Annotated in this window: 10 protein-coding genes; 9 read left to right on the plus strand and 1 reads right to left on the minus strand. The window is 60.6% G+C overall.

The features are described 5' to 3' along the window. Nucleotides 1–289: 289 nt before the first annotated feature. Nucleotides 290–3121 carry an excinuclease ABC subunit UvrA gene (uvrA, locus tag ABYA88_RS09110; RefSeq protein WP_373186809.1) on the minus strand — a complete coding sequence of 944 codons (2832 nt, stop codon included), beginning with the start codon at nt 3119–3121 and terminating at the stop codon, nt 290–292. 198 nt (nt 3122–3319) lie between these two features. On the opposite strand from uvrA, the gene ABYA88_RS09115 reads away from it, so the two are divergent. From ABYA88_RS09115 to ABYA88_RS09155, 9 genes are all read left to right on the plus strand, one after another. After that, a complete protein-coding gene (locus tag ABYA88_RS09115; protein ID WP_373186810.1) occupies nt 3320–4693 on the plus strand; it encodes an MFS transporter in 1374 nt (457 codons plus the stop codon). Between the two features lie 65 nt (nt 4694–4758). Continuing rightward, nucleotides 4759–5259, plus strand: a complete 501-nt coding sequence (gene ssb, locus ABYA88_RS09120; RefSeq protein WP_373186811.1) for a single-stranded DNA-binding protein — start codon at nt 4759–4761, stop codon at nt 5257–5259. Between the two features lie 345 nt (nt 5260–5604). Then, on the plus strand, nt 5605–8301 hold the full coding sequence (locus tag ABYA88_RS09125; RefSeq protein ID WP_373186813.1) for a CHASE2 domain-containing protein: 2697 nt from the start codon (nt 5605–5607) through the stop codon (nt 8299–8301). Continuing rightward, the gene (locus tag ABYA88_RS09130) at nt 8279–8662 is read left to right on the plus strand and encodes a response regulator (RefSeq protein WP_373186814.1); all 384 of its coding nucleotides are present in this window, start codon (nt 8279–8281) and stop codon (nt 8660–8662) included. Before ABYA88_RS09125 ends, ABYA88_RS09130 begins: the two co-directional genes overlap by 23 nt. Beyond that, nucleotides 8659–11874, plus strand: a complete 3216-nt coding sequence (locus ABYA88_RS09135; protein WP_373186815.1) for a poly-gamma-glutamate biosynthesis protein PgsC/CapC — start codon at nt 8659–8661, stop codon at nt 11872–11874. Before ABYA88_RS09130 ends, ABYA88_RS09135 begins: the two co-directional genes overlap by 4 nt. Beyond that, nucleotides 11871–14285 (plus strand): hypothetical protein, encoded by a 2415-nt coding sequence (locus tag ABYA88_RS09140; protein ID WP_373186817.1) that lies wholly within the window; start codon nt 11871–11873, stop codon nt 14283–14285. The genes ABYA88_RS09135 and ABYA88_RS09140 overlap by 4 nt, the downstream gene beginning before the upstream one ends. Continuing rightward, nucleotides 14285–15178 carry a hypothetical protein gene (locus ABYA88_RS09145; protein ID WP_373186818.1) on the plus strand — a complete coding sequence of 298 codons (894 nt, stop codon included), beginning with the start codon at nt 14285–14287 and terminating at the stop codon, nt 15176–15178. The genes ABYA88_RS09140 and ABYA88_RS09145 overlap by 1 nt, the downstream gene beginning before the upstream one ends. Then, the gene (locus ABYA88_RS09150) at nt 15175–20478 is read left to right on the plus strand and encodes a hypothetical protein (protein WP_373186819.1); all 5304 of its coding nucleotides are present in this window, start codon (nt 15175–15177) and stop codon (nt 20476–20478) included. Before ABYA88_RS09145 ends, ABYA88_RS09150 begins: the two co-directional genes overlap by 4 nt. Then, nucleotides 20475–24671, plus strand: coding sequence for a hypothetical protein (locus ABYA88_RS09155; protein ID WP_373186820.1), 4197 nt, complete (start codon nt 20475–20477; stop codon nt 24669–24671). The genes ABYA88_RS09150 and ABYA88_RS09155 overlap by 4 nt, the downstream gene beginning before the upstream one ends.

Genomic DNA, 24671 nt, shown 5'->3' on the forward strand with positions numbered 1-24671 from the left:
GGGTGGTGCTTGCTAGCGTGATGTTCCGTGAGGGCGCATAGCGCTTAACTGCGGGAGTATGTATGCCCGGCTGATAGCGTGGGACGAGACCGCGGGCCCTGCACATGACCCGCTACCCCCCGTCCTTGGGGCTCGTCGTCGCACTGGCAGAAAATTGCTCCTGCATTTTCTGCTTTTCCGCCATCCATGGCGGTCGCCTGTGCTCCGACGGTCATTCGCAGGGTCCGCGGTCTCAGCCCAGCCGCAGAATGTGCTCTCTGATGGTAGGGCCAGGTCGTTGGCCCGCTCCTTAGCTATCCCGCTTCAGCAGCGGCCCAAGAAAGCTACCGGTATGCGAATGCGCCATTGCAGCCACCTGCTCCGGTGTACCCGTCGCAATAATCTTGCCGCCGCGTGAGCCGCCCTCGGGACCCAGATCGACGATCCAGTCAGCAGTCTTGATCACATCCAGGTTGTGTTCGATCACCACCAGCGTGTTGCCGTGGTCCCGGAGACGATGCAACACATCCAGCAGTTGTTGGATGTCGGCAAAGTGGAGACCGGTGGTGGGCTCGTCGAGGATGTACAGCGTCTTGCCGGTATCGCGTTTGGACAGCTCGCGGGCGAGCTTGACCCGTTGCGCTTCACCGCCGGACAAAGTCGTTGCCGACTGGCCGAGGCGGATATAGGACAGCCCGACGTCAATCAGCGTCTGCAGCTTGCGCGCAAGGGCAGGCACGGCCTCGAAGAACTCGCGGGCTTCCTCGATGGTGAACTCCAGAACCTCATGGATGTTCTTGCCCTTGTACTTGATCTCCAGGGTCTCGCGGTTGTAGCGCTTGCTCTTGCACACGTCGCAGGGCACGTAGATGTCTGGCAGAAAGTGCATCTCTACCTTGATCAGGCCGTCGCCCTGACAGGCTTCGCAGCGTCCGCCCTTGACGTTGAACGAGAATCGACCTGCCTTGTACCCGCGCGAACGGGCTTCCTGGGTGCCGGCGAACAGTTCGCGGATAGGGGTGAACAGGCCGGTGTAGGTGGCCGGATTGGAGCGCGGCGTGCGTCCGATCGGGCTCTGGTCGATGTCCACTACCTTGTCCAGGTGATGCATGCCGTGGAAGCTGTCGTAGGGAGAAGCCTCCAGGGTGGTTGCACCATTGAGCTCGGTGGCGGTGATCGGGTGCAGCGTGTTGTTGATTAGAGTCGACTTGCCCGAGCCGGAAACCCCGGTGACGCAGGTCATCAGTCCGGTCGGGATTTCCAGCGTGACATTCTGCAGGTTGTTGCCCCGCGCGCCCTTGAGCTGCAGCCAGCCGTCCTTTTTCGGTACATTGCGCTTCGCCGGCACAGGTATCTTGACCTTACCTGAAAGATACTTGCCGGTCAGCGAGTCAGGGTTGTCCATAACCTCCTGGGGCGTTCCCTGGGCGACGATGCGGCCGCCATGGACGCCGGCGCCGGGGCCGATGTCGACCACATAGTCGGATTGACGTATTGCGTCCTCGTCATGCTCGACCACGATCACGGTATTGCCGATATCACGCAGGTGCACAAGGGTGGAAAGCAGGCGTTCGTTGTCACGCTGGTGCAGGCCGATGGAGGGCTCGTCGAGGATGTACATTACGCCTACCAGGCCGGCGCCAATCTGGCTGGCCAGGCGGATACGTTGGGCTTCGCCGCCGGAAAGCGTGTCGGCGCTACGGTCCAGGGACAGGTAGTCGAGGCCGACGTTGACCAGGAACAGCAAGCGGGCGCGTATTTCCTTCAGGATCTTTTCGGCGATCTCGCCGCGGCTGCCGGGCAGCGTCAACTGACCAAAGTACTCTGCTGCTTCGCCCACCGGCAGGGTGGTGACGCCGGGCAGGTTGCGGCCATCGATGAACACATGCCGCGCCTCGCGGCGCAGGCGCGCGCCATGACAGGCGGGACAGGCCTGCGTGCTCAGGTATTTGGCCAGTTCCTCACGCACGCTCTGCGACTCGGTCTCCCGATAACGGCGTTCCAGGTTAGGCACGATGCCCTCGAAGGGGTGTTCGCGTTTGACAATATCGCCACGGTCATTCAGGTAGCGAAAGGATACCTTCTCGGTGCCGGTACCATGCAAAACCAGTTTCTGGTGCTTTTCGTCCAGGTCGGAAAAGGGCTCATCCAGCGAAATGCCATAATGATCCGCCAGGGAGCTTAGCATCTGGAAATAATAGACGTTGCGCCGGTCCCAGCCGCGAATCGCACCTTCGGCCAGTGTTAGCTCGCTGTTGACCAGCCGCTTTGCGTCGAAAAACTGTTTAGCCCCCAGACCGTCACAGGTAGGGCAGGCTCCGGCAGGGTTGTTGAAGGAAAACAGGCGCGGCTCGAGCTCGCTGATCGAGTGGCCGCATTTGGGGCAGGCAAAGCGTGAGCTGAAAGTCACTTCCTGGCTGTCTTCGCCTTCCATCGGCGCGATGATGGCAATGCCGTCGGTCAGGTTGAGACAGGTTTCGAAGGACTCTGCCAGGCGTTGTTGCAGATCGCCACGCACCTTGAAACGATCGACCACCACTTCGATGGTGTGCTTGCGGTTTTTCTCCAGCGATGGCGCCTCGTCCAGGTCATGGACGCGGCCATTGATGCGTGCGCGTACGAAGCCCTGGGCGCGGAGCTCGTCGAGCAGGGCGAGGTGTTCGCCCTTGCGCTCACGCATTACCGGGGCCAACAGCATCAGCTTGCTGCCTTCTGGCATGGCAATCACCTGGTCGACCATCTGGCTGACCGTCTGCGCGGCTAGGGGCAAGTCATGGTCGGGGCAGCGCGGCTCGCCGACGCGAGCGAAGAGCAGGCGCAGGTAGTCGTAGATTTCAGTGATGGTGCCCACGGTCGAGCGCGGATTGTGCGAGGTTGATTTTTGCTCGATGGAAATCGCTGGAGAAAGCCCCTCGATATGGTCGACGTCAGGCTTTTCCATCATCGAGAGGAACTGCCGGGCGTAGGCCGACAGTGATTCCACGTAACGCCGTTGCCCTTCGGCGTAGAGCGTATCGAAGGCGAGCGAAGATTTGCCCGAGCCGGATAGCCCGGTAATAACTATCAGCTTGTCACGCGGCAGATCAAGGTCAATGTTCTTCAGGTTGTGGGTGCGCGCCCCACGAATCAGGATGGTATCCACAGTACATTTCCCCAGCGACCAGCAAAGCCGAACAGTATACGTGTTCAGGCCCGCCGGCGGCAAAAACCGGGCGGGCGATATGCCGGCGGGCGGGGCTGATTCTGCAACTGAAAGTGTCCGTTACCGGACGTGACCGGGCCGCTGCCGTAGCCGGGGAAGCATGCTAGAATCCGCGTCTTTGACCGAACAGGAAACCGAATGCACCAGGCCGACCGCATGACATCCAGCGAGCAGCGCGCTGCCGGCTCGTTGGCCGCCGTTTTCGCTTTCCGCATGCTGGGCCTGTTCATGGTGCTGCCTGTGCTCGCCACCTACGGCGGCAATCTTGCCGGTGCCACGCCATTTCTGATTGGTGTCGCGATCGGTGCCTACGGTCTTACCCAGGCATTCCTGCAGATACCCTTTGGCATGCTTTCCGATCGTATTGGCCGTAAACCGGTGATCGTCGGTGGTCTGATCCTGTTTGCGCTCGGCGGCTTGCTCGCGGCGCAGGCCGACACCATGCAGGGCGTTATTCTCGGCCGTATTGTGCAGGGCGCGGGGGCGATCGCTGCGGCGGTGATGGCCATGGTCGCAGACCTGACCCGAGAGCAACATCGCACCAAGGCCATGGCGATGATCGGTATGAGTATCGGTGTGTCATTTGCTGTAGCCATGGTGGCTGGTCCGTTGATTGCCGCGCGCGCCGGGCTCGAGGGGGTGTTCTACACAACCGTGGTGCTGGCTCTTGTCGGCATCGCATTGGTGATCTGGGTGGTGCCGCCGGTCTCGCATGCCGAGCGCCACCGCGATGCCGGCGTGATAGCGGCCAGTTTCTGGCCCAGCCTGCGTAATCCGGAATTGCTGCGACTGAATTACGGCATTGCAACGCTGCATGCCATTCTCATGGCCAGTTTCGTTGCGATACCGCTCGCGCTGCAGGAGCAGGCCGGGCTGCCCCGGGAGGAGCACTGGTGGGTCTATTTTTGCGCACTGCTGATTTCATTCTTTGCGATGGTGCCATTTATCATCCTTGCCGAGCGCAAGCGCCAGGTCAAAGGCGTGGTGGTCGGCGCGATTGCATTGCTGGCACTGGTACAGCCAATGCTCTGGCTGAGCGTGAATTCGCTGCCATGGTTGGTATCGGCGATTGTGCTCTTCTTCGTCGGCTTTAATTTGCTGGAAGCCACGCTACCTTCGCTGCTGAGCAAGATCGCACCGGCGGGCGGCAAGGGCACCGCGATGGGTATTTATTCCACCAGCCAGTTTATCGGCGCGGCCGTGGGCGGCGTTCTCGGCGGTGCGGTCTTCGGTGCCTACGGGCTTGGTGGGGTATTTGCATGCTGCGGGGTGCTTGCACTGTCCTGGTTGCTGATTGGTGTTAAGATGCGCCAACCAGCCCACGTGTCCAGTTACCGCCTGCCGTTACCCCAGGAGCTTGTCCGGGATGAGGCGTTGCTCCGGCGCATTCTTGCCGTACCGGGGGTTACCGAGGCGGTAGTCGTGGCTGAAGAAGCAGCCGCATATATCAAAGTCGATACGCTGGTGCTGGACCGTGAAGAGCTCGATCGCGCGGTAGCGTCAGATCGTTAGCAACCGCTCGTCACCCCGACCTGGTATTGCCAGGCAGCATCAAGCCGCACACAGGAGATTGAGAGATGGCCAGAGGCGTCAACAAGGTAATTCTGATTGGTAACGTGGGGGGCGATCCCGAAGTACGTTACCTGCCAAACGGCAATGCCGTTGCCAATATTACCCTCGCGACCAGCGACAGCTGGAAGGACAAGCAGACCGGGCAGCAGCAGGAGCGCACCGAGTGGCACCGTATCGTGTTTTTCGGTCGCATTGCCGAAGTTGTCGGTGAGTACGTGCGCAAGGGCTCAAAGATGTACATCGAAGGCCGCCTGCAGACCCGCGAGTGGGAAAAGGACGGCGTGAAGCGTTACACCACGGAGATTGTGGTGGATATCGGTGGCCAGATGCAGTTGCTTGATGGCAAGCCACAGGGTGGTGAGCAGGGCATGGCGCCGCGTCCGCAGCAGCAGCGCCCGGCGGCCCAGCAGCCGAATCAGCGTCCGGCTCAGCAGGCGCCGCAGCAGTCAGCGCCGCAGCAGCCGGCGCCGGACTACGACAGCTTCGACGATGACATACCGTTCTAGGGGGTCGCTGAAGTAGCAAAAAAGGGGCTGAGACCACCAGGGGAACAGCCCTTTTTTTAAGATTACCGGTTCGCGCGGTCATGAGTTTGAGCGTCGAACAACTTATGGATGGCAAAATGGCGCTTTACAGCACTCAAATTCCGGACAGGTCCTAGTCATGATACATCTAGCTTGGTTTGCCGGATGGCTCTCGTAGCCGGGTGAGGGTGGCACCAGGGACTGGGAATAACATTTCAATGTGAGAGTAATCAAAAGCGTATTCAGTTAACTCGTCGCAGGCCTAGCCGCTGCGGCATGGGACCGGATGACATAGAGTGAAATGTCTGCATTTCTTGATGTTTAGCAATGCCCGAGCGTTTCAACCGGGCTCTTCCCAAGGCTGTGGCTGTTTTGAATAGCTGGCGTCTTGCGGGGCCAGCGATCGTCCTGTCCTGCATCGGGATCATCAGCCTGGCGAGTTTCATCGGCTTTTTTCAGCTTCCAGAAGCCTGGTTGTACTGGCAATACCACCGTCTAAGCCCGAATCTCAGACCGACACCACAGGTGGTGCTGGTCGAGGCGGAATTCGAGCAATATCAGCAATCCGACTGGGTAGAGTTGGTCAAACGGCTTGAGCAATTCGAACCGTCCAGCATCGCGTTTGTACATCAGCCTGCCACCCTTTCTCCCCAACAGATGACATGGCTGCACGCGCAGGATGTAGTGATGGCGCAGTCTGCTACAGACCGATCGAAGCATAACCGGGTTCTGACGCTACCGCCCGCTCAGTCGCTGGGCAGCCTTGGTGTACATCAGCCCCAGGGTGTAACCGAAGCCGGGCGCTATATCAGCACGGAAGCAGCAGTGGCGAGCCAGGCGCAGAACGCGCCTTTAGCCGATGAGCCCTTTCTGGTCGATTTTCGTCCGGGTATCAATTACCTGCCCACGATCGAGGCCGAGCGGGTGCTGCGTGGTGACCTTACCCTGGATCTGGTATCCGGTCGTGTGGTCCTGGTGGGCCGGAGTATTGATTCGAGCAACCCACCCTTATTAACGCCTCTGTCTGAAGAGGCCGATGTCTCCCAGCTGATATATGCAGGCTACACTGTAGACACGTTGCTGCGCGGCCAACCGTTGCAGACCATGTCTTGGTGGCAGACTCTTGTGTTGTTGCTGGGGCTGCTCGGAGCCGCGGCAGTGCTGTATTTCCGCATGGGAGTGCGGCATTCCCCCGGGATCGCTATCGGTGGTGTGGTCACTCTGTCGGCACTGGGTTGGGTGGCCCTGCATTTTTTCGATACCGTGCTGCCAGTGGCTGAGCTGATCGCTTTTCATCTAGTACTCTGGTACCTGCTGTCACGGCGTGAGCAGCGGCTGGAGTCCGTCGTTGTTCAGAAACTGCTGCGCGCCAGTAACAGCCGCCAGCATGAACGGCTGCTGCCGTCAGACTTCAATACCAGCCAGGACCCCTGGGGACAGATCATCCTGCTGACTACCCAGATTCTGAATCTTGATCGGGCAATCCTGCTGGAGCGACGCGGTTCTGCCAAGCATTTGAGAGAGGTAAAGGCTTATCGATGCTCCATCGAGGATATCGACGAGCGTCGCCGCGATTTCGAGCGCACGCCGTATTCCACCGCCCTGGAAGAGGGCGGGCCGATTATTCTGTCAAAGACCTATTTGAAAAACCCCGCACCGGGTAGCCGTCAGTTCATGGTGCCACTGGAGTTCAGTGGTCAATTGTTGGGTTTCATGAGCGGTGAAGTGGCAAAAGAGACTTTGGACACCAATCCTTTGTTTCTGTCGCTGCTGGGTAATTTCAGTGATCAGATTGGCGAACTCCTCTATCAACGGCAACTCTGGCAGGCTCGTCAGCGCAATGAGGCGAGCCAGTGGCGGCGTCTTATGCAGCTCGATTCGATCGAATCGGAATACAAGTCCCTGAGCGAGGTGTCACAACTTTTCGAGCGACGTCTTGGGCTGCTGGAGAATGTGTTCAACTCCCTGCACACCAGTACCATCCTTTACGATCTCTTTGGCCAGGTGATGCAGGTCAATCGCAAGATGGAGGAACTGATCCGGCGGTCGGGTCTTTCGGTCTTCACGATGACCGCAGCAGATGCCATTTCGATCCTCGGTGGCATGTCGATTTCAGTGGCCAGGGAGCACCTGCAGCATATGGTGTTGACGGACGAGAGTCTTACCTTCGCCGCCCATTTGCCTGGCGTGGAGGATGCCTTTTCGCTCAATGTACGTCCTATCAAGAGCATCGACAGTGAAGCCGTGGGTCAGACCGCTGCGCCGTTCCAGATCCAGGGCTTTCTGCTGGAATTGATTGATATAACCCACCTGGTGCGTAGAGAGCGGCTCAAGGAGGAGCTTGCCAGCAAGATAAATGCTGAACTGCGTAACCAGTTGGAGGCGGCCTTGCTGGCTGCACAGCTGTGCAGCCAGCCTGATGTCGGTTCGTCTGACAAAGAGGCATTCAGTCTGGTCGTCGAGCGCAAGTTGCTGAAGATTGCGCGCACGCTGACGCGCTCCCAGGCCATCCTCGATTCGGTACAGAACGTCAGCCAACTAAGCGATTTTCCGGTCAGCGTTGGCGTTCTGGTCGATGACCTCGCCAAGCGCTGGAAAACGCGGCTGGCCGAGCGCGAGCTTGCTTTCGAACGGGAGCATCCTCCGTTCACGGCGTTTGTGCAGGTGGACGTGAACCAGATGGAAAACACTCTGGATGCAGTGGTCGCAGTACTCGTGGAGGACGTCGGGCCAGGTGGCACAATACGATTGAGGCTGGAGGAAAGGCAGCAGGACGGCGTCTTCTGGAATACGTTTATCTTCGAGAACAGTGGCTACGGGATGCCCGCCGAGCGTTTGCATGCAGCCATGAACAGCTCGGGGCGGACCGTCTCTCCGGTTATGCACCGCCTGCGACAGGCGTCAGACCAGGTGACCCTTTGGGGTGGCGAGCTTGAGGCAAGCACGGCTATCGGCCAGGGGATCCGCTTCAATTTACGCTTACCGGTATTTTCCCTAGATGATGAACTTACAAACCAACCGTAAACACATCATGCTCGTAGACGATGATGAGGATGTAGCCGAGCTTCTCGGCTTCGTGTTGCGCCGCGCCGGATTTGAAGTCAGTTGCGCCTCAAATGTCCGGGATGCCATGGCTGAGCTGGCTCGGTCCTCAGTGCCGGATTTGTTCATTCTTGATCTGCAGATGCCAGAACTGGATGGCGACTATCTGCTGCGCTGGCTGAGAAATGAGCAGAAGTTTGAGCAACCTATCCTCATGCTAACCGGGAAGGTGCGACCCGGCGTTGAGGAGCATCTGAAGGCCTTGGGTGCTGACGCGGTGGCCCACAAACCTATCGATATCCAGTCTCTCAATGCTCTGGTTCAAGAGCTGCTGATGCAATGACCTGGGATCTGCTGCCTTTGAATATCTTTCCCGAGGGCAGTCTCGCCAGCTCGGTGATTACCACCGTCTGGGTAGGCGTGGCGGTGGTCGCGTTCTTCAATCTGCGCTTTGGCTGGAGTCTGGCTGGCCTGGTCGTGCCGGGTTACCTGGTGCCGCTGTTGCTGATCAAGCCCTGGAGTGTGGCGGTCATCATTGGTGAGGGCATCGTAACCTATATGCTGGTCTACGCCGTTTCTACCCTGGGCGGGCGGTATCTGGGGCTGGCCGATTTCTTCGGACGTGATCGCTTCTTCGCTCTGGTGCTCACCAGTATTGTTGTCCGGGTGATTTTCGACGCCTATTGGCTACCGGACATTGGCGTCTGGATGAATGCTAGTTTCGGTCTGGAATTCGACTACGCCAATAATCTGCACAGTTTCGGTCTGATCATTGTGGCGCTGATCGCCAATAATTTCTGGAAGCCGGGCCTGGCGCGTGGCTGCTTCTGGCTACTGGCAACACTTGCCATTACCTTTGTGCTGGTTCGATTTGGTCTGATGGAATTGACCAACTTCTCGGTCAGTAACCTCAACTATCTGTATGAGGACGTTGCGAGTTCGATTCTCGCCAGCCCCAAGGCGTATATCATCCTGCTGACCACAGCGTTCATCGCGTCCCGTATGAACCTGCACTACGCGTGGGAATTCAACGGCATTCTGGTGCCCTCGCTGTTGGCGCTGCAGTGGTACCAGCCCACCAAGCTACTGGTTACCTTTGCCGAGGTGGGCGTGATTCTGGTCGCAGTGCATTTGTTGCTCAAACTGCGGTTTTTCAGCAACGTCAACCTGTCTGGTGCGCGAAAGCTGTTCTTTTTCTTCACGGTTGGTTTTGTCTACAAGTTACTGCTTGGCTATGGTTTCGAAGTCTTTGCGCCATGGACCAAGGTCACCGATTTCTTCGCCTTCGGCTATCTGATTTCGACCCTTCTGGCGCTCAAGATACACGACAAGGATATTGGCATCCGAGTGACCCGCGCCACATTGCAAACCTCGCTGGTTGCGGTGGTATTGGCGAGCTTTATCGGTTTTGCGCTGAGTTTCATTCCCGCCAGGTTGATCGAGGATCCTCCAGACGCGCAGGCATTCGTGGCGCCAGCGGACAGTGCGGAAACGCTGGGTGATGTGCTTTTGCGTCAGCGGGTAATCGATTACGGTGTGATCGGATTGGAGAATCTGCCGCAGCCCAGCGGCACCGAGCTCGCCACTTTTCAGGACGCATTGCTGGCGCTCAAGCGTTACCGTGATGCAGGCGAGCCGCAAGAGCTTGAGCAGGCCAGGCTGCTGCTCGGGGCGCTCGACTATGGCATTGAGCGGGTAGAGGATCGGTATCTCGTGCTGAGTGAGACCGGACCTTCACGGGGCTGGGGCGTCTTTGCGATCGATACCCGGCCAGAAAGTGATCTGGTTATCGAGATACCGTCGGCGATTGACGAGCGGGGCGTTACCGAAGCGGGTCTGGCACTGTTTCGTGACCAGCGGGCCGGAGCGCTTGCAGTGAGCAGTGTGAGAATACGCACCAGTACGGCCGCAGCCCTTGATGTGACGCGCAATCCGGGCAGCTTCTTCCACCAGTTCCATCAGACATTCGGTCCCCGCAATGTGCTTCAGGTGCGTTTGCTGACGCGTGCGGCAGCGCGCGACCTACTCGGCGGCAGGGCCGCCGATGTGCCGGGTGACCTGTCCATGCCAAGTCAGTTGCTGGTCAAGCAGCAGTTGCCGGAGGATCTGCGATTGCAGTCGCTCGAACGCCTGTTGAGTGAGCCTGCGCTGCGCTGGGACGCCCCCGCAATCCCCAATGTACAGCGAGAGCGTACGCGCAGCGGCTTTGCCGAGCTGTATCTGAACCCGGACGATCTTCGCCCGCTATTGGCGCGCAGCCTCAGCCCGCAGGCCTCGTCATCACCGCTGGTGCAGCGTGCTGGCGCGCTGGAGGATTACTTGCTGGAAAGAACGGCGTTGATACGTGAGGCAGGCGGGCTGGATTTTCGCGCGCCACGACTGGACGAGCTGCTGTTCTTCGACCTTGAGGTGCTGAGTCCGCTGCTCCAGCTTGCTGCGAGCGGACCGCTGGCCACCTGGACCGAAGAGCAAATGAATGAATTGCGCTATCTCAATGACCTGTCGCAGGGCGTGGGTTATCGCATTATCCGTTTTGACGATCACGCTCGGGCCCAGGACTATTTGATTCTTGAAAAAACCCTGGAAACATTACCTTTTCAGCCCTGGAGCACCTTTGTGCTTGGTGCCGGAGCAACACCTTCCCATGTCGTTCAGGTACCCCGTCCGCGCTATGAAAGCAATACGCTGGAAGCCGGTGTCGCGCTGTTCCAGACACTGGACGCCCGTGCCCTGATGGTGGCTGGTAGCCACCCCTTTCGCGACCCCGCTGGCGGCTCCGATGTACTGGACGCGCGCAACGAACTGAGTTTGTTCAATCTTGTGCATCAGGTGCTTGTGCGCGAAGCCGAGGGAAAACCCATGTTGGTTACCCAGGTGCGTGGCATGGGCGATCAGAGCACTAGCCGGGCGCCAAGCCTGTTGGCGTTCGAGGATGGTCTGCGTCCTGAGGGTGAGGCTCTTCCATTGCGCGAGAGGTTGCGTGACACCCTCAGAACCATGGGGCTTGATCCCGAGGAGGTGGTGGGCAACCCAGAGACCGCTGGCTATGAGGTCGGGATCAACGCTCAGACTCGTTATCTGGCCGCCGCGCGCAACGCCGACTTTGCCATCGCCTGGATTGCACCCTCAGCGCGGCGCGCCTTTGAATTGCCGTCTAATGATCGCCAGCTGCGGTTGCAACTTCAGGCTCTGGATATAGATACTCTGGACCGCTCACTGGTGGGGTGGGTCACCCAACGCGGGCTGTCCCCGAGGCTTCCCACCGCTTTGCTGTCAGTCCTTAGGCATTACGCCGAGACCGGAGACATCGTTGCGTTGCGCACGTTGCAAAAAGACGGTTATCAGTTGGTCAGCATTTTCGACTCGGCGTCCCGTCAGGCGTTTCTGCTGGTGTCAGGACCTGGTGCGTCAGAGCAGGGTCCGATTCTCGCTGTGGCCAATCTCAACCCCCTGAGTGAAGAGGTGATCAGGGCAGCGCCGGATCGGCTGGCAGACGCGATTGAAGACTACGTCCGTCGTCGGGTCTATCTGCTGCTGGCGGGGGACAATGCATGAGAATACTTGGCCGCTGCCTGCTGTTGGTGTTCCTTGTCGCCGTTGCAGCGTTTTTCTATCAGCCCCTGCGGGGACTGTTTCAGATGCCGCCACCCGCTCCTGCACTTATTGAGCAGCTCGGCCTGACCGCGCGTCCTTCTACCGTGTTTTTCCTTCCGGAAGATGATTGGCTGACGTTTCCGGTGATCAGCCAGGCTGCTCGGCTGCGCATATTGACCCACGCGGCTGCTGCCCCGGGAACCGCGGTAGACCTACCCTTGCGGTATGTACTGGAATATGAACTGCTGGACGCCAGCAGGGAGCCACTGCATGCGGCAAGTTATGTCCACGAAACCCGGATTCCTCAGCCGCTGGTTGCAGACGGCCAGCCCGTTCCGCGCAATCTGTATACCGACAGGGACGTTGTTGTGGCGGCGGGTCAGTCGATCAACATCCAGCTGGAGGCCTTGCCCCGCACCGCCTACGTTCGGCTGCGCCTGAAGCCCCTCGCACCACCGCTGAAAAGTGTCGCGGTGCGGGTCTATTACGAGGAGCGCATGGGCGAGCGCAAGGCCTCGGTAGCCTGGGAACGCCTGAGCCAGGCCAAAAAGGTGCGCCTGGCCCAAGGTGCGATCTATCCCCCGGAACTTCTGACGCAAGAGGAAAGGTTGAATTTGCTCAAGCGCCAATGGCAGCCGGTGGGTCCCCTGGGTACTATGCCCGCCCAGGGCACTCTTTTCGCCGTCCAGGGGGCCGAGAGCTTCATGGATCCGGATTTGATTCCGCGCTCGCCGGGCTTGTATGCCGCACCTGATCGCATAGGCATCCTGCCGATAGAGACGGCGGGCGACTATCTGATCCAGTTCAGTCCCATCCTGCCGGTTGAAAATCTCCGGCCTGAGCTTCGCCTGACGCATTTCGACGAGCAGTTCGAACTGCCCCGGCAAGAGGTAGCGCTGCTGGCAGGTGAGCCACTGCAGACGGTGCAATCGCTGGCGCCGGGTCTGGTCGTGGTCACGCCCAACCAGCCCGGCATCCTCGACATCCGGCCCGTCGCAAGTCCGGACAAGAGTGCCCTCCCAGAGTCACGCTATTTGCGTGGCCGGGTGCTGCAGCCAGGGCATCCTGTGGATTTTTTCCTGCTTGCGGCGTATAGCGTGGGCACCTCGCTGCGCATCGACCTGCGCGCCCATGGCGCGGGTGAGCCATTGCCAGCCGATAGCGATCTTCACGTCAGGTACCGGTTGCTGGATGCGGATGGCCGGACGCTGAATGAAGGCGATCTGCAAGCCAGCGTCGCACCTTCGCTGATTGACCGCGTGGCCGATACCCAGGCCGTAGCGGATCTGTCCGAACCGGCGAGTTTCTATCTGCGCGTCCCGGCGCAGGCGACCCGGATCGAATTGACGAGTGAGCAAAGGCTACTGGTCAATGCCTATACGCGGCCCGACGACCTGCCCCATCGAACCCGGGTTCCCCAGGACTACTACGCCTGGCGCGGCGATGCCGAAGCCCAGCCGGGCTGGTTCATCCTGCAGCCTGCCGAGGAGGCTGAACGCAGTATTGTCCTGCACATCCAGTCACGCCCGCCTGATCGCGATGCCGAGTTGCTGGCTGGGCGCTACCAGTGGGACGCGCTGGAGCCCCAGTTGGAGGCGCGCGGAGCCTACATTCTGATTCCCAAGCGTGGCGAAGAGCGGTTGCGTGCCAGCGGGCTCGCGGCCTATTTTCAGCCGCTCGCGCAGGGGGTGCAGACGGTGAGCGTTGCCGCGCCCGGCGCTGCCAGGGTGCTTCAGCCACAGCTGGTCTACTTGCGCGATGCTGCGGCACCCTTCAATCTGAGCCTGCGTATTGATGGCCGAACGGTACGTCATGAGCTCATTGGCCGGCGCGGTACCATCCGCTTGCCAACGATCGAACCAGGGCAACATGAAGTAGAGCTTCAGGCCGATACGAACGCGCTCTGGCTCATGAACTATCGGTACCCGGACGATACAGGTTACCTTCGCCGTATGGCGTTTCGACTGGATAAGTCCACATTGAGGTACCCTGTCGAGAAGCGCGACGATGGGCAACTGGTAGGCGCCCGTTTCTATTCCCTGGGAGAAGCGGGAACCGAAAGCACCGTGGGGGTCCGTATCAGGGCACAGACCCTTGAGCCTGGGCCGGCGCAGGAATGGACGCATCTGGAGCGTCGCTATCAAATGGCGCCTCCAGCTGAAGACGTCCGGGTTGGCTATGTGCTCGGTCAGCAACGTGAGCGCGTCTCCCAGGGCCAGCCGATCCTGATGGATCTGGGCAGTGATTTGCCCAATGGCAGACTGACTGTGGAGTTTTCGCTGTTGGACGGGGCTGACGGTTATATCGTTTTCCACGAGATTTTGCCCGGCATGCACGAGCGCGCCAGCGGCTTTCACCAGGAGGTGGAATGATGAAAAAGAGCAGAGGCTATCTGATGATCGCAGGCATGCTCGTTATCCCGGGCGTCGTGACACTGGCTGCGGGGCAGGCATCGGGCCTGAATGAAATGCTTGAACTGGCCCGCAGTGAAACCTATGCGACCGCGGAATCCAGTGAGCTTTTGCAGGTCGAGGAGAGCTTCCGGCATTGGCTGGAAGCGGGCGACCGCCTCGCACAGGCGCAAGACAACGCCGCTTCCGGGTTCAACGATCTGGGCCTGGACGCTTCTGCCGTGTTGGAGCCGGGCCTGGTGGCTTTGAGCGAACAGCCGGAGGCACAGCGCGGACGCGGTTTCTTCGCTGCGCGCATCACCGGGGGCACGCCGATGATGATTCAGGCGCCCCACCAGTACCACGATTTGCGCACGGGCCTGATCGCCCAGAAGCTCTTTTTGGAAAGTCAGGCCGTGGCCGCCGCCTGGAATACCGTGCATCGCTATGAGACTGATGACAGCGATCCGGTTCATATTCCTGACAGCTACCTGCACGCCATGAGCAGGGCGTTTGCCGACACCTATCCCGACGGGCGGATCGTGCAGTTGCATGGTTTCAGCGCGGCCAAGCGCACTACGGCCGCAGGGCGTGAGGCCCAGGCCATTCTCAGTGACGGCAGCCGCTATCCGCCGAGGAGTCTGATACTGCTTGGCGACTGTCTGTCGCAACAGCTGGGTATCGCGGCGCTGGTCTACCCGCATGATGTCCTCGAGCTGGGTGCAACGACCAACACGCTGGCTTCTGATCTGCGCAGCCGGGGCTTTGAAGGCTTTGTCCATCTTGAACTTGATGCTGATCTGCGTATGCGCCTGGTCAGTGACCTTGAGGCCAGAAATACCCTTATGGGCTGCCTGGCGGACATGAGTCAATGAGGCGAGCGGTACTGTTTCTGGCGTCCGTGCTGTTGCCCTGGAATGCACCGGCCCAGACTTTTCAGGACGATGGACAGGCGCATCTCTATCTGGCGGACCCTCTCGCCGACCGCGCGCAGGCAGATCAAGCCCCCCAGCTTATCTGGGAGGCGGCGCAGCCCGTCGATCCCCTTGGGAGGAAGGGCCGGGTGGCACTGGATGCTGGCGCGACGGCGAACTACGAATTTCCCCCGCAGGCTTATCTTCGCCTGCAGCTGGAAGACGATATGGTACCGCCCTCGCTCTGGGTTTCCCGCGACGGAGCGCTCTGGGAAGAAGCACTCTGGACCCCCGGTAACGCTGAGCACGAATGGTTTTATGTTCAGCCGGATGCCTCGCCACGGCTTGCTCGCCTGGATGCAGAGACAGCCGTACGCGGCCGCCTTCTGGTCGCGGACATGGATACTGTTGATACGCCGGAACGTTATCAGCCTCTGGCTCTGGGAGGGCGGCTCGAGGAGGTAGAGCTGGTTGATGAACAGGGCGAACGTCTTGCTGCCCATCGGCTCGATAGTGACGCGTACTACCTGGGAGATATCCAGGGGCCGGTCGTCCTTGCGCTGCTCAGCCGGCCGGCCCAAGCAAGCGAGCAGGCGCAGTCGTATGCGCTAGGCTGGACCCTGGATGATGCGCCCTGGCAGCTGCTTACCGTCCAGCGGAGCCAACTCAGCACGCACTATCACACAGTGGATGGCGTGGCATTGCACGGCGGCATGGATCGCCATTATCTGACGATCCCGCCAGGCCAGCACCGTCTCGGAGTCAAGGCGTCTGTGCCCCTGTACCTGCAGGTGGAGGAGGCAAAGGAAGACTATTTTCTGGATTTCAACGAGCCGGCGCCCACCACTGTCGAGCTGACCCGCGAGCTGGCCGCCGACCCGGTAGAAACCGCAGGCATGCTGCTGGCGGAGGTGGAGGCGCTGAGTCAGTCGAACCATATCGAAGGGGCAGCTGATATTGCGCTGGATTATCTCGAGCAGCCCGTTACTGCTTCGCCCGAAGCACAGCTGCCCGGTACCAGCGTGCCGCCGGTCATGCGTGCGCTGGCCAGTAATATCGAGCGCACTCAGCGCTTTTATCGTTCGCTCCTGCCCGGCGCCGGTACCCGGCCCATGGCCCTGCATAGCGCCTGGTTTGCCAGCACCACCACCCCGGAGCTGGACGCAGGGGAACGCTATTACCTGGGGGATGACGTGTTGCAGCGCCTGGGTCGTGGCCAGTTTGTCGAGGTCGGGCAAACACCTGTCGCCTATCCGCTGCCGCGCCGTTACGGGCCCTCGCACCTGCGCATCGCGGCCGCACGCCTCTCTCCCTCTGCGGTAGCCGAACTGCATATCCAGTACGACGATACGCCCCCGCAGCGGCTGCGGTTGACCGATTCGGCCTACGCAACCGGATTTACCTCCCCCGAGGACGCCCAGCTATCAATGGCCGCGAGGCCGGGGGAGCCGACGGTCCCGCCAACCCTGAGCGGTCAGTTCGCCACCCAGCGACCGATTGGCCATTACTGGTCCGTTGCGACCATTACCCTGCCGTTGCCCGCAGACGTGGATCAGGTGCGCCTCTGGAGCGACAGCGCGGTACCCGTTCCGCTGGCATTGCAGTATCGGGCAAGTCAGCCCTATGAGGCCGGCGAGAGTGTGTATCAGGCGCTGCTGCAACAGATGCCGGCGGGTACGCTCACCGAGCGTCTGCATCAGGCACTCGAAGACGCGCCGCATTCAGAGGAACAACCGCTGTCCCCGCGCCCGACACCGCAACAGGCGCTTGAGAACCAGTGGTATCCGCTGCTGCGCTATCTTCACGCTTCCCAGACGGCTTATCTGGATGATTTCAGTCCCGAGCCCCCGGCTATGCCCGTCGAGGGGCTGAGCCAGCGCGTGCAAAAGGCCAGGACGCAAGCCGAACAAGCGGACTGGGTGGCGGTGCTGGAGACACTGGGCAGCTCCGGCTATGGACAGGATCCACAAGCCTACCGGCTCTCGCAAAAGGCGCTTGTGGCCTTGGGCGAGCACTATCTGGCGGGGCGTCAACGCCAGGCCGCTGCCGTGTTCGCCACAGACCGCAATGTCAGAGAGCTGGCCACCGGGGAGCTCCTGGCCGACTACGCAGATACCCAGCGCTGGGAAAGTCAGATTAGTCTGCTGGCCGCGCGCTTCCTGCGCGAGGGTGACGACAGGCTGATCGAGCCCCTGGCGCGGGCATTACACCGCGCCGGCGACGCTCTGTGGGCGAGCCAGCTCGGATTGCTGCTTGCCGGAGAGCAGGGCAGGCCAGACTGGCTGGCAGAGGCGGCGCAAGCAGCAGGTTGGCTGCACTCGGCCGGCAGCGCATCAGCGGATACGCTTGAAAAGGGCGATCTGGCGGTACGCCGGGGCGCAACGGCGCAGGCCCTCGAGCACTGGCGCGCGGCGGGGGAGCGCGGCCAGGCACGTATAACCCACCTGCAGAAAGCCGCGGATATCGCGCGGCAGTTAGCCAGCCCGGATCGCATCCGCCGATTGGACGGTATCGAGCGTTGGCTGGCCTGGTCGGTGGCGCCGGAGCAGACATTCGACTGGGTCTCTGCCGATGATCGTATTGAAGCCAGCACGGGCTTTTCGACCCTGTTCAGTGAAGTGACTCGCAAGCCGTTTGCTGCTCCCCATGCCACACCTGATATGCCGGTGGAGCTGGAAGTGGTAGGGCCGGCTGTGCTGCGCGTCCGGCTTCGCCGATTGGCACCGGATGCACCGCAGGCGGGCGCAGTCGACTGGCTCGTGGCGGAACTGGCTGACGTTGAGGGCGAAACGTCAAAGCGCCATGCGCCGATTCTCAGTCGGGCAAAGAGCCTTTATCTCAGCAGGGTCGATCAGCAGGCCGGTGTCGCCGCCGGTGATGACATATTACTGAACGTGCCGCCGGGCCTGCATCTTGTGCGGCTGCGCCCCAAGGAAGACGACTATCTGGTCCAGGTATGGCAATGGCAACCTGACCACGCCTGGCCAGTGCTACCGCCGGTGACACCGCTGGCGCTGAAGGATCTGCTTCTGGGGCAGCACGGCAGGGCGGCGTATCGCGCTGTCCCGACGCCGATGGTGCGCCAGATCGCTCCCGGCCAATCTCGCCCCCTTGTGCCACTGGTTCTGCAGAACCTCCCTTCGACGCCCCGTTTTCTGAGCGTGCGTGATGGAAAAGTCGAGCCGCTGGCGCCGGAGTCTGGCCCTCGGCTGCACACCCATGATCTTGTTTCGCTGCCCGTGCGAGCCCTCCATAGCCTCCTCGGTCCGCTGCAGTTCCCGGTTGAGTCGCCAGCGCCAGATGCCTGGCCCGTGGGCAGCTATGCCGTTGATCTTGAGAGCGTGATTGCCGAAGCGGATGTGCCGCAAACGCCCCGGGCCGCCTACGATCTGGCTGCGGCACTGCTCTGGCAGCTTGAGCAGAAGCCCCTGCTGATGTCGCAGGTGGGTGCCCGGGTAGCGCGACTGGCCGACGCCCACGGCGATGCGACAGCCCTGCGCCAAATGGCCGACAGGCTGCTTGAAAAGCAGGACTGGGAATACATCAGCACTAGCTTCGAGAGCGTCGGGGTACGCCAATTGCCCTTGCACAGCCAGATGCATTCACCCTTCAGACGGGTGCGCGAGGCGCTGTTGCCAACGCTATCGGCATCTCGCCTGTTGTTGAGCGGGCGCAGCATCGAAGGTGTGGAGCTCTTCACGCCCGCACCTCTAGCCATCGACGTTCGTCTTGAGCAACACGCCTTGCCCCATGAGAAACGACTGCCAATCGAGGTGATCATTCAGGTAGACGATCGCGAGCCCCGGCGTGTAAATCTGGCGGAGGGGGAGACGGTGGAGCGCATCCACCTTGACCCGGGCGAACATGTCCTGACGTTGGCCCTGAGCGAGCCCAGGCAGCAACAGTATGTGACTGCCCGGGTTGATCGGACTGGGAGCAGCGAACCATTACTGGAAGAGGAGACGCGCACTTACCATATTGCTGCGCCGGAGCAGCCGGCCAACTTCTACGTCAAGGGGCCTGCTTGGGTGCGGGTCGACGAGTGGACGCCGGGCAAAGGAACGACATCCTATCGTTATGTCGGGTCAGGCTGGCAGATCATCACGCTCAAAGGCGGTGTCAATCAGGATCGGTACTATCGGCTGTATGCCCTGCGTGAAGTGCCCGATGCGCAGTTGCTCGAACCGCGCGCGATAAAGGCGGACCTTGCGGCACCCGCCAGGGAAGCCCCTCGGGCGAGCAAGCCCCTGACGCCGACTCCTGAACCGGTGGCCTGGAGCGCACAGGATCGTCACCGGCCGGGCAGCGGTCTGGATAGCTGGGGGGCGTATCTGGGCTTTACGGAGCGTGCGGCCGGGAGCGAGGAAGACGTACTGCCATCCCAGGGTGGCGGTATCGTCGAGGCCGGTTTCAGCTACCGTTTTCGGTTACAGGACAGCCGCTTTTTTAGCCGCAGTGACCTGCTCGTGCGCCGGTTTGATAGCGGCGAGGACGTTCTGGGCGCAAGGCAATGGCTGGACTTCTATCCGGCTGACGGCCGCTGGCAAGTCGGCCTGTTCGCCGAGGCGTATCTGCAGCCCGGTGAAATCAGCGAACTGGACGGCGACGACCACTGGGCAGCCCGATTCAGAGGCAGCCTGGAACGCACATATCAGCTGTCGCCCCGGCTCAGGCACAAGCCGGGCATCAGCCTGAACCAGCGCTGGCTGAGCCTGGACTCTGTGCCCTCGCAAGCCTTGCCAGCACTGGATCCCGACGTGTTTTCGCCCTACAAGCGTGATCACCTGCGCAGCCTGTTACTGTCAGATCGTTTGACCTGGACGCCTAACTGGGATCAGAAAGTCTATGTTGACGGCGCGCTGGTCAGTAATGAGTCGCTGAATCCCTTCGACCCCGACTATCTGCAGGTGACCACCGCGGTACAACAACTGTTCGGACCGGTGGCGGGGGAGGCAGGCCTGCGCTGGCGCAGCTATTTCCAGGACGATGACCGCAGTAGCAGGCTTGATCGCGAGCAACTGTTCATCCGCGGCGATCTCCTGCGCTGGGACGCGGGAGCCAACGCCCTGACATTGAGTGCCGAGACCCTCTATGACATCGACCGGGGCGACTTCGGCTGGGCGCTTAGAATTGGTTACGAGGCCAATGCCGGTCGCATGAGTCCGGCGCGGCGACCCGACGAACTGGATTTTCTCCCCCTGCGCCGTGCTCAGCAAAGAGACCATGTCGAAAGCAATAGCCTGGAGCCGATCTATCCATGAAACGCAACACGACCCTTACCCCCGAAACCCTGCTGACCGAGGGGCTTTCGGTGCAATGGCAGCGTGTCAGCCGGCGGCAGGTTGCAGCTATCCTCGATTTCCTGCATAACAGCGCACGGCAGCCACCGAAGAATGATCCGGATGCGCTTCGTCGGGTGCTGCTGCATACCCTGCTGGACTGGATTGCCGCCCAGCGCCGGGAGATGGCCAGCCTGCATGCCAATCACCAGGAGTTCACGGCCCGATTGGCCGGCGCAGGATCAGAGCAGGAAATTCGCGGGCATGTACTCGACTACGCCCGCAAGCTGGGTGCCGGACGCGCCCAGTTGGCAGGCGACCGCCGAGCCTTCAAACGCTGGTTTGGCCCGGATGCGGTGAGCGAGCGTTACCAGAAACAGTTCGCCGATTGCGAGCGGCACATGAGTTTCAGCCTGGAGCGTCTGGGAGCCTTGGGTGCAGGCTATATGAGCGTCCAGGTGGTGACACCGGAGCAGGCGATTCAGCGCTGGCAGCAACTGGATATCGAGACGCCGATTGGTGAACTTTTTGCCTACCAGGGTGACTTGCGCGTGCGGCTTGCCGCTTTTCACAGCCTGGCTCGTATCGCGCGCGCCTTGCCGCGGGAGGGTCGTGAACATTACCTGCGCGAAAGCACCTTGACTTACAGTTACCGGCTAGCCATGGACTACCGTCAGCCGATATGGCTGCAAACCGAAGCGTTGTCGCTCCTTAGTGTGCTGGGATACGCGGCGGTAGTGGATATTATCGAGCAGCGCCTTACCCAGGTGAAGGAGGGTGATGACTTCTTTGTGCGCCAGCATGCTGTCCAGGTACTTGCAGATCACGCCGATGATCAGCGGCTGGAGCTGCTGCTGGGGCATCTGCTGCATGACCCTAGTCCGACAGTGCGTCAGTCGTTGGTTGACCTGCTGGTCCGGCTGCGCCCTGTCTCGCTCGAAACCTACCTGGCGAGATTGGTGTGCGAAGACAGCGCACGGGAAGTGCGCGGTTATGCCATCAAGGCATTGATCAGCCTGGTCGAGAGCGACGCATCCTATGCTCGTTTGAGTGGCGAGCTTGCCGAGCGCGGAGCGCGGGAGGAAAGCCAGCCGGTCACTCTGCGTCTCTATTGTCACATTATTCCAGCCATTGCCGCAGTCTTGCTGGAGCAGGGGAAGGACGATTTGTTCGCCCAGTGGTCGGCATCCGGCTTCGCTATCCTCAGCGCAATGCACACCGAGGCGCAGGACCTGCGGGTCCGACGCTGGGCTGCTCAGGCGCGCGAGACACTCTGGTGCATGGCCGATCCAGAGGCGCGCAATCTGCATCAGCTGCTCCGAGCGAGGATCAGACAAGCGCCGGCGGGCAGTCGTCAACGGTTCGATATTCCGCCCGGATTGGGAGACGATCGTCTGGGCCGCGTGCTCAGTGAGCTCAGCCAGGATGACTTCGGCCTGGATGCCAGCCGCACCGCGGGCAAACTGACGTTTCGCCGTTGGGAGCGGTTTGGCTTTCGCTTGTGGCGGGCATGGCACGAATTTACCAACGCTGCGCCGGACAAGCGTCAGGCCGGACATCACACGGTTGGACGTCTCTATTACGGGCTTTTGCAGGTCCCTTCAGCGCGGATGTCAGAGCTTAGTCCGACCAAGGTGCCGGGCGAGCCGTTGCATATGAGCGACGAGGACGGATGGCGACCTTACCTGCCGTTGGTCGACCAGATGATATCCAGCCTCGACCAAAGCTGGCCTACCCGTCCGATGAAAATCTATTCAAGCGAGGGCGTGACAGCGGTGACGCCTCCCAAGGGCCTTGTCGCTCGCCTGCGCGCGCGCCTGAAACTGACGTTTCGCTTCGCTTATTATGCGCGTTTGCGCAATTGGGTTCCGGAAAGCGGCGGAGCACCGAACAGCTACATGGTAGCGCTGCAGGCACTGGGCTTTGAGGTCGTATTTCGTACCCATACCGACCCCGACGCCCAACCTCTGCGCGCAGATCCTGCGGTGCAGCGCTTCTTTCCCGCCCTGGCGGTTCCCCCGTTTCTGCTTGACTGGTGGGAGGAGTACACGGATTATTTCGTATCGGTGTACCAGAACACACTGCGTCAACTGGGCTTTTTTCTGGGCGGCATGTTGCTTCTGTTCGTCGGTCGCCATGTGTATGTCAATCTCACTACCCGGCGGGCGCGCAATCAACTGCCGCTGGTGATCGGCGGCTGGGGCACGCGAGGCAAGTCAGGCACCGAACGCCTCAAGGCGGCTCTTTTCAATAGCCTGGGCTTTCACGTGATCTCCAAGACGACCGGTTGCGAGGCAATGTTCCTGCATGGCTACAGCCACCAGAATCTGCAGGAGATGTTCCTGTTCAGACCCTATGACAAGGCGACGATCTGGGAGCAGGCCAATCTGGTGAAGCTGTCCAGAAAGCTGGATGCCGACGTCTTTCTCTGGGAGTGCATGGGGCTCACGCCCTCCTATGTACGCATTCTGCAAAAGCAGTGGATGCGCGATGATATTTCCACGATCACCAACACCTACCCAGACCACGAGGATATTCAGGGGCCGGCAGGCATTAATATCCCGATGGTTATGACGGAGTTCATTCCGAAAAACGCCACGCTGATTACCAGCGAAGCGGAAATGTTGCCGATCCTCAAGGAGGCTTCGCGCAAGCTTGGAACCGAGTGCCACAGTGTCAGCTGGATTGAGCCTGAACTCTTGCCGTCCGATACGCTGGCACGCTTCCCGTACGAGGAACACCCGACCAATATTGCGTTGGTACTGCGCATGGCGGATGAATTCGACATTCCCCATCTGTTCGCGCTCAAGGCGATGGCTGACCATGTGGTTCTGGATCTGGGGGTGCTCAAGGTCTTTCCGAAGGCCCACGTTCGCGGTCGTTGGTTGCAGTTCACCAACGGCATGTCTGCCAATGAGCGCCTCGGCGCGCTGGGCAATTGGCATCGTCTCGGTTTTGACCAGCAGGATGCGCAGGCAGAGCCCGGTGTCTGGATTTCGACGGTGATCAATAACCGGGCCGATCGTGTCGCCCGATCGCGGGTATTCGCCGATATTCTGGTCAACGACATCAATGCCGATCGACATTTCCTCATCGGCACCAACCTCGAGGGTCTGATGGGCTATATCGAGGAGTCCTGGCAGTTACGCCGAACCGAAACCACCCTGTGGCCACGCTCCCAGACCAACCCCGATCCGTCAGTGGAGTGGTGCCGTCTGGCGCGCCAGATGCGCGTGTGCATGACCGAGAAAGCGGTTCTGGACAAGGTCGCGGCCATGCTTCAAGGCTTGGGCATCGACTACGACACGCAGAGTCTGGCTGATAACCTGGCCGACCCCGGCGACTATCTGCAAGCGCTGGTGCAGCCACATGGTCATCCCGGCAGCGACGCAATCGACTCCGAGACCGAAAAAGAGCCACTCGGCCAGCATATCCAGACCGTCCTGGCCCGCCACCAGGCCTGCTACCAGGAGTGGCGCGAGTTCAGTGAGCTTGACCGGAAACTGACTGGCGGGCTTGAGCCGTCCGAGGCAATTAACGATCAGGCCAGGGACCTTTTGGAGAAATGGTTCATGGCTCGTATCGAGATAGTCCACTCGCCCTTTGTAACCGGAGAGCAACTGATAAACCTGATTTGCGAGCAGACGCCTCCTGGCTTCACTAGCCGCATATTGGGTATGCAGAACATCAAGGGGCCGGGCCTTGATTGGGTTTACCGGTGGCAGGCATGGGACAAGATCCATGCTGCCGGCCAGATGATCCTCAACGGCAACCGCCGCGAAGCCTCCCAGGCTCTGCAATTTTTGGCCAATTTCCAGGAGTTCGGGCTGCTATCGAGGGAGTACATGCAGAATCTGCTGGTGCAGGCACGCCAACTGTCCGTGGCGCAAAGCGAGAGCTTTCAGGCAGAACTGCGATTGATCGCGGCCAACCTCGAAACCGGCAGTCGGTCCGCAGGAGCAGAGCTGGCCACCACGCAACCGACAGACCTGTGGCGCACCCTCGTGACCTGGACCGAGCAGTTTCTTGATGTCGGCGATGCTGTTCGCCGCAGACGCAAGGCGGATCGTATCTATCGCGATATGGTGTCGCGCCGTATCAGCACCTCCCGCGCCGCGGACGAATTGCAGTCTCTCACCAAGCGGCAGAAAGGGGGGTGGTTGGTCAGTCGTTAG

Source organism: Halopseudomonas sp. (genome assembly GCF_041579695.1).
In the GTDB taxonomy this organism is placed as follows: Bacteria; Pseudomonadota; Gammaproteobacteria; order Pseudomonadales; family Pseudomonadaceae; genus Halopseudomonas.

Bases quoted from the DNA above. Each gene is read 5' to 3' on its own strand.
- ABYA88_RS09150 (WP_373186819.1), top strand. From the start codon at position 15,175: ATGAGGCGAGCGGTACTGTTTCTGGCGTCCGTGCTGTTGCCCTGGAAT.
- ABYA88_RS09155 (WP_373186820.1), top strand. From the start codon at position 20,475: ATGAAACGCAACACGACCCTTACCCCCGAAACCCTGCTGACCGAGGGG.
- ABYA88_RS09145 (WP_373186818.1), top strand. From the start codon at position 14,285: ATGAAAAAGAGCAGAGGCTATCTGATGATCGCAGGCATGCTCGTTATC.
- ABYA88_RS09125 (WP_373186813.1), top strand. From the start codon at position 5,605: ATGCCCGAGCGTTTCAACCGGGCTCTTCCCAAGGCTGTGGCTGTTTTG.
- ABYA88_RS09140 (WP_373186817.1), top strand. From the start codon at position 11,871: ATGAGAATACTTGGCCGCTGCCTGCTGTTGGTGTTCCTTGTCGCCGTT.
- ABYA88_RS09135 (WP_373186815.1), top strand. From the start codon at position 8,659: ATGACCTGGGATCTGCTGCCTTTGAATATCTTTCCCGAGGGCAGTCTC.
- ABYA88_RS09115 (WP_373186810.1), top strand. From the start codon at position 3,320: ATGCACCAGGCCGACCGCATGACATCCAGCGAGCAGCGCGCTGCCGGC.
- ABYA88_RS09130 (WP_373186814.1), top strand. From the start codon at position 8,279: ATGAACTTACAAACCAACCGTAAACACATCATGCTCGTAGACGATGAT.
- ssb (WP_373186811.1), top strand. From the start codon at position 4,759: ATGGCCAGAGGCGTCAACAAGGTAATTCTGATTGGTAACGTGGGGGGC.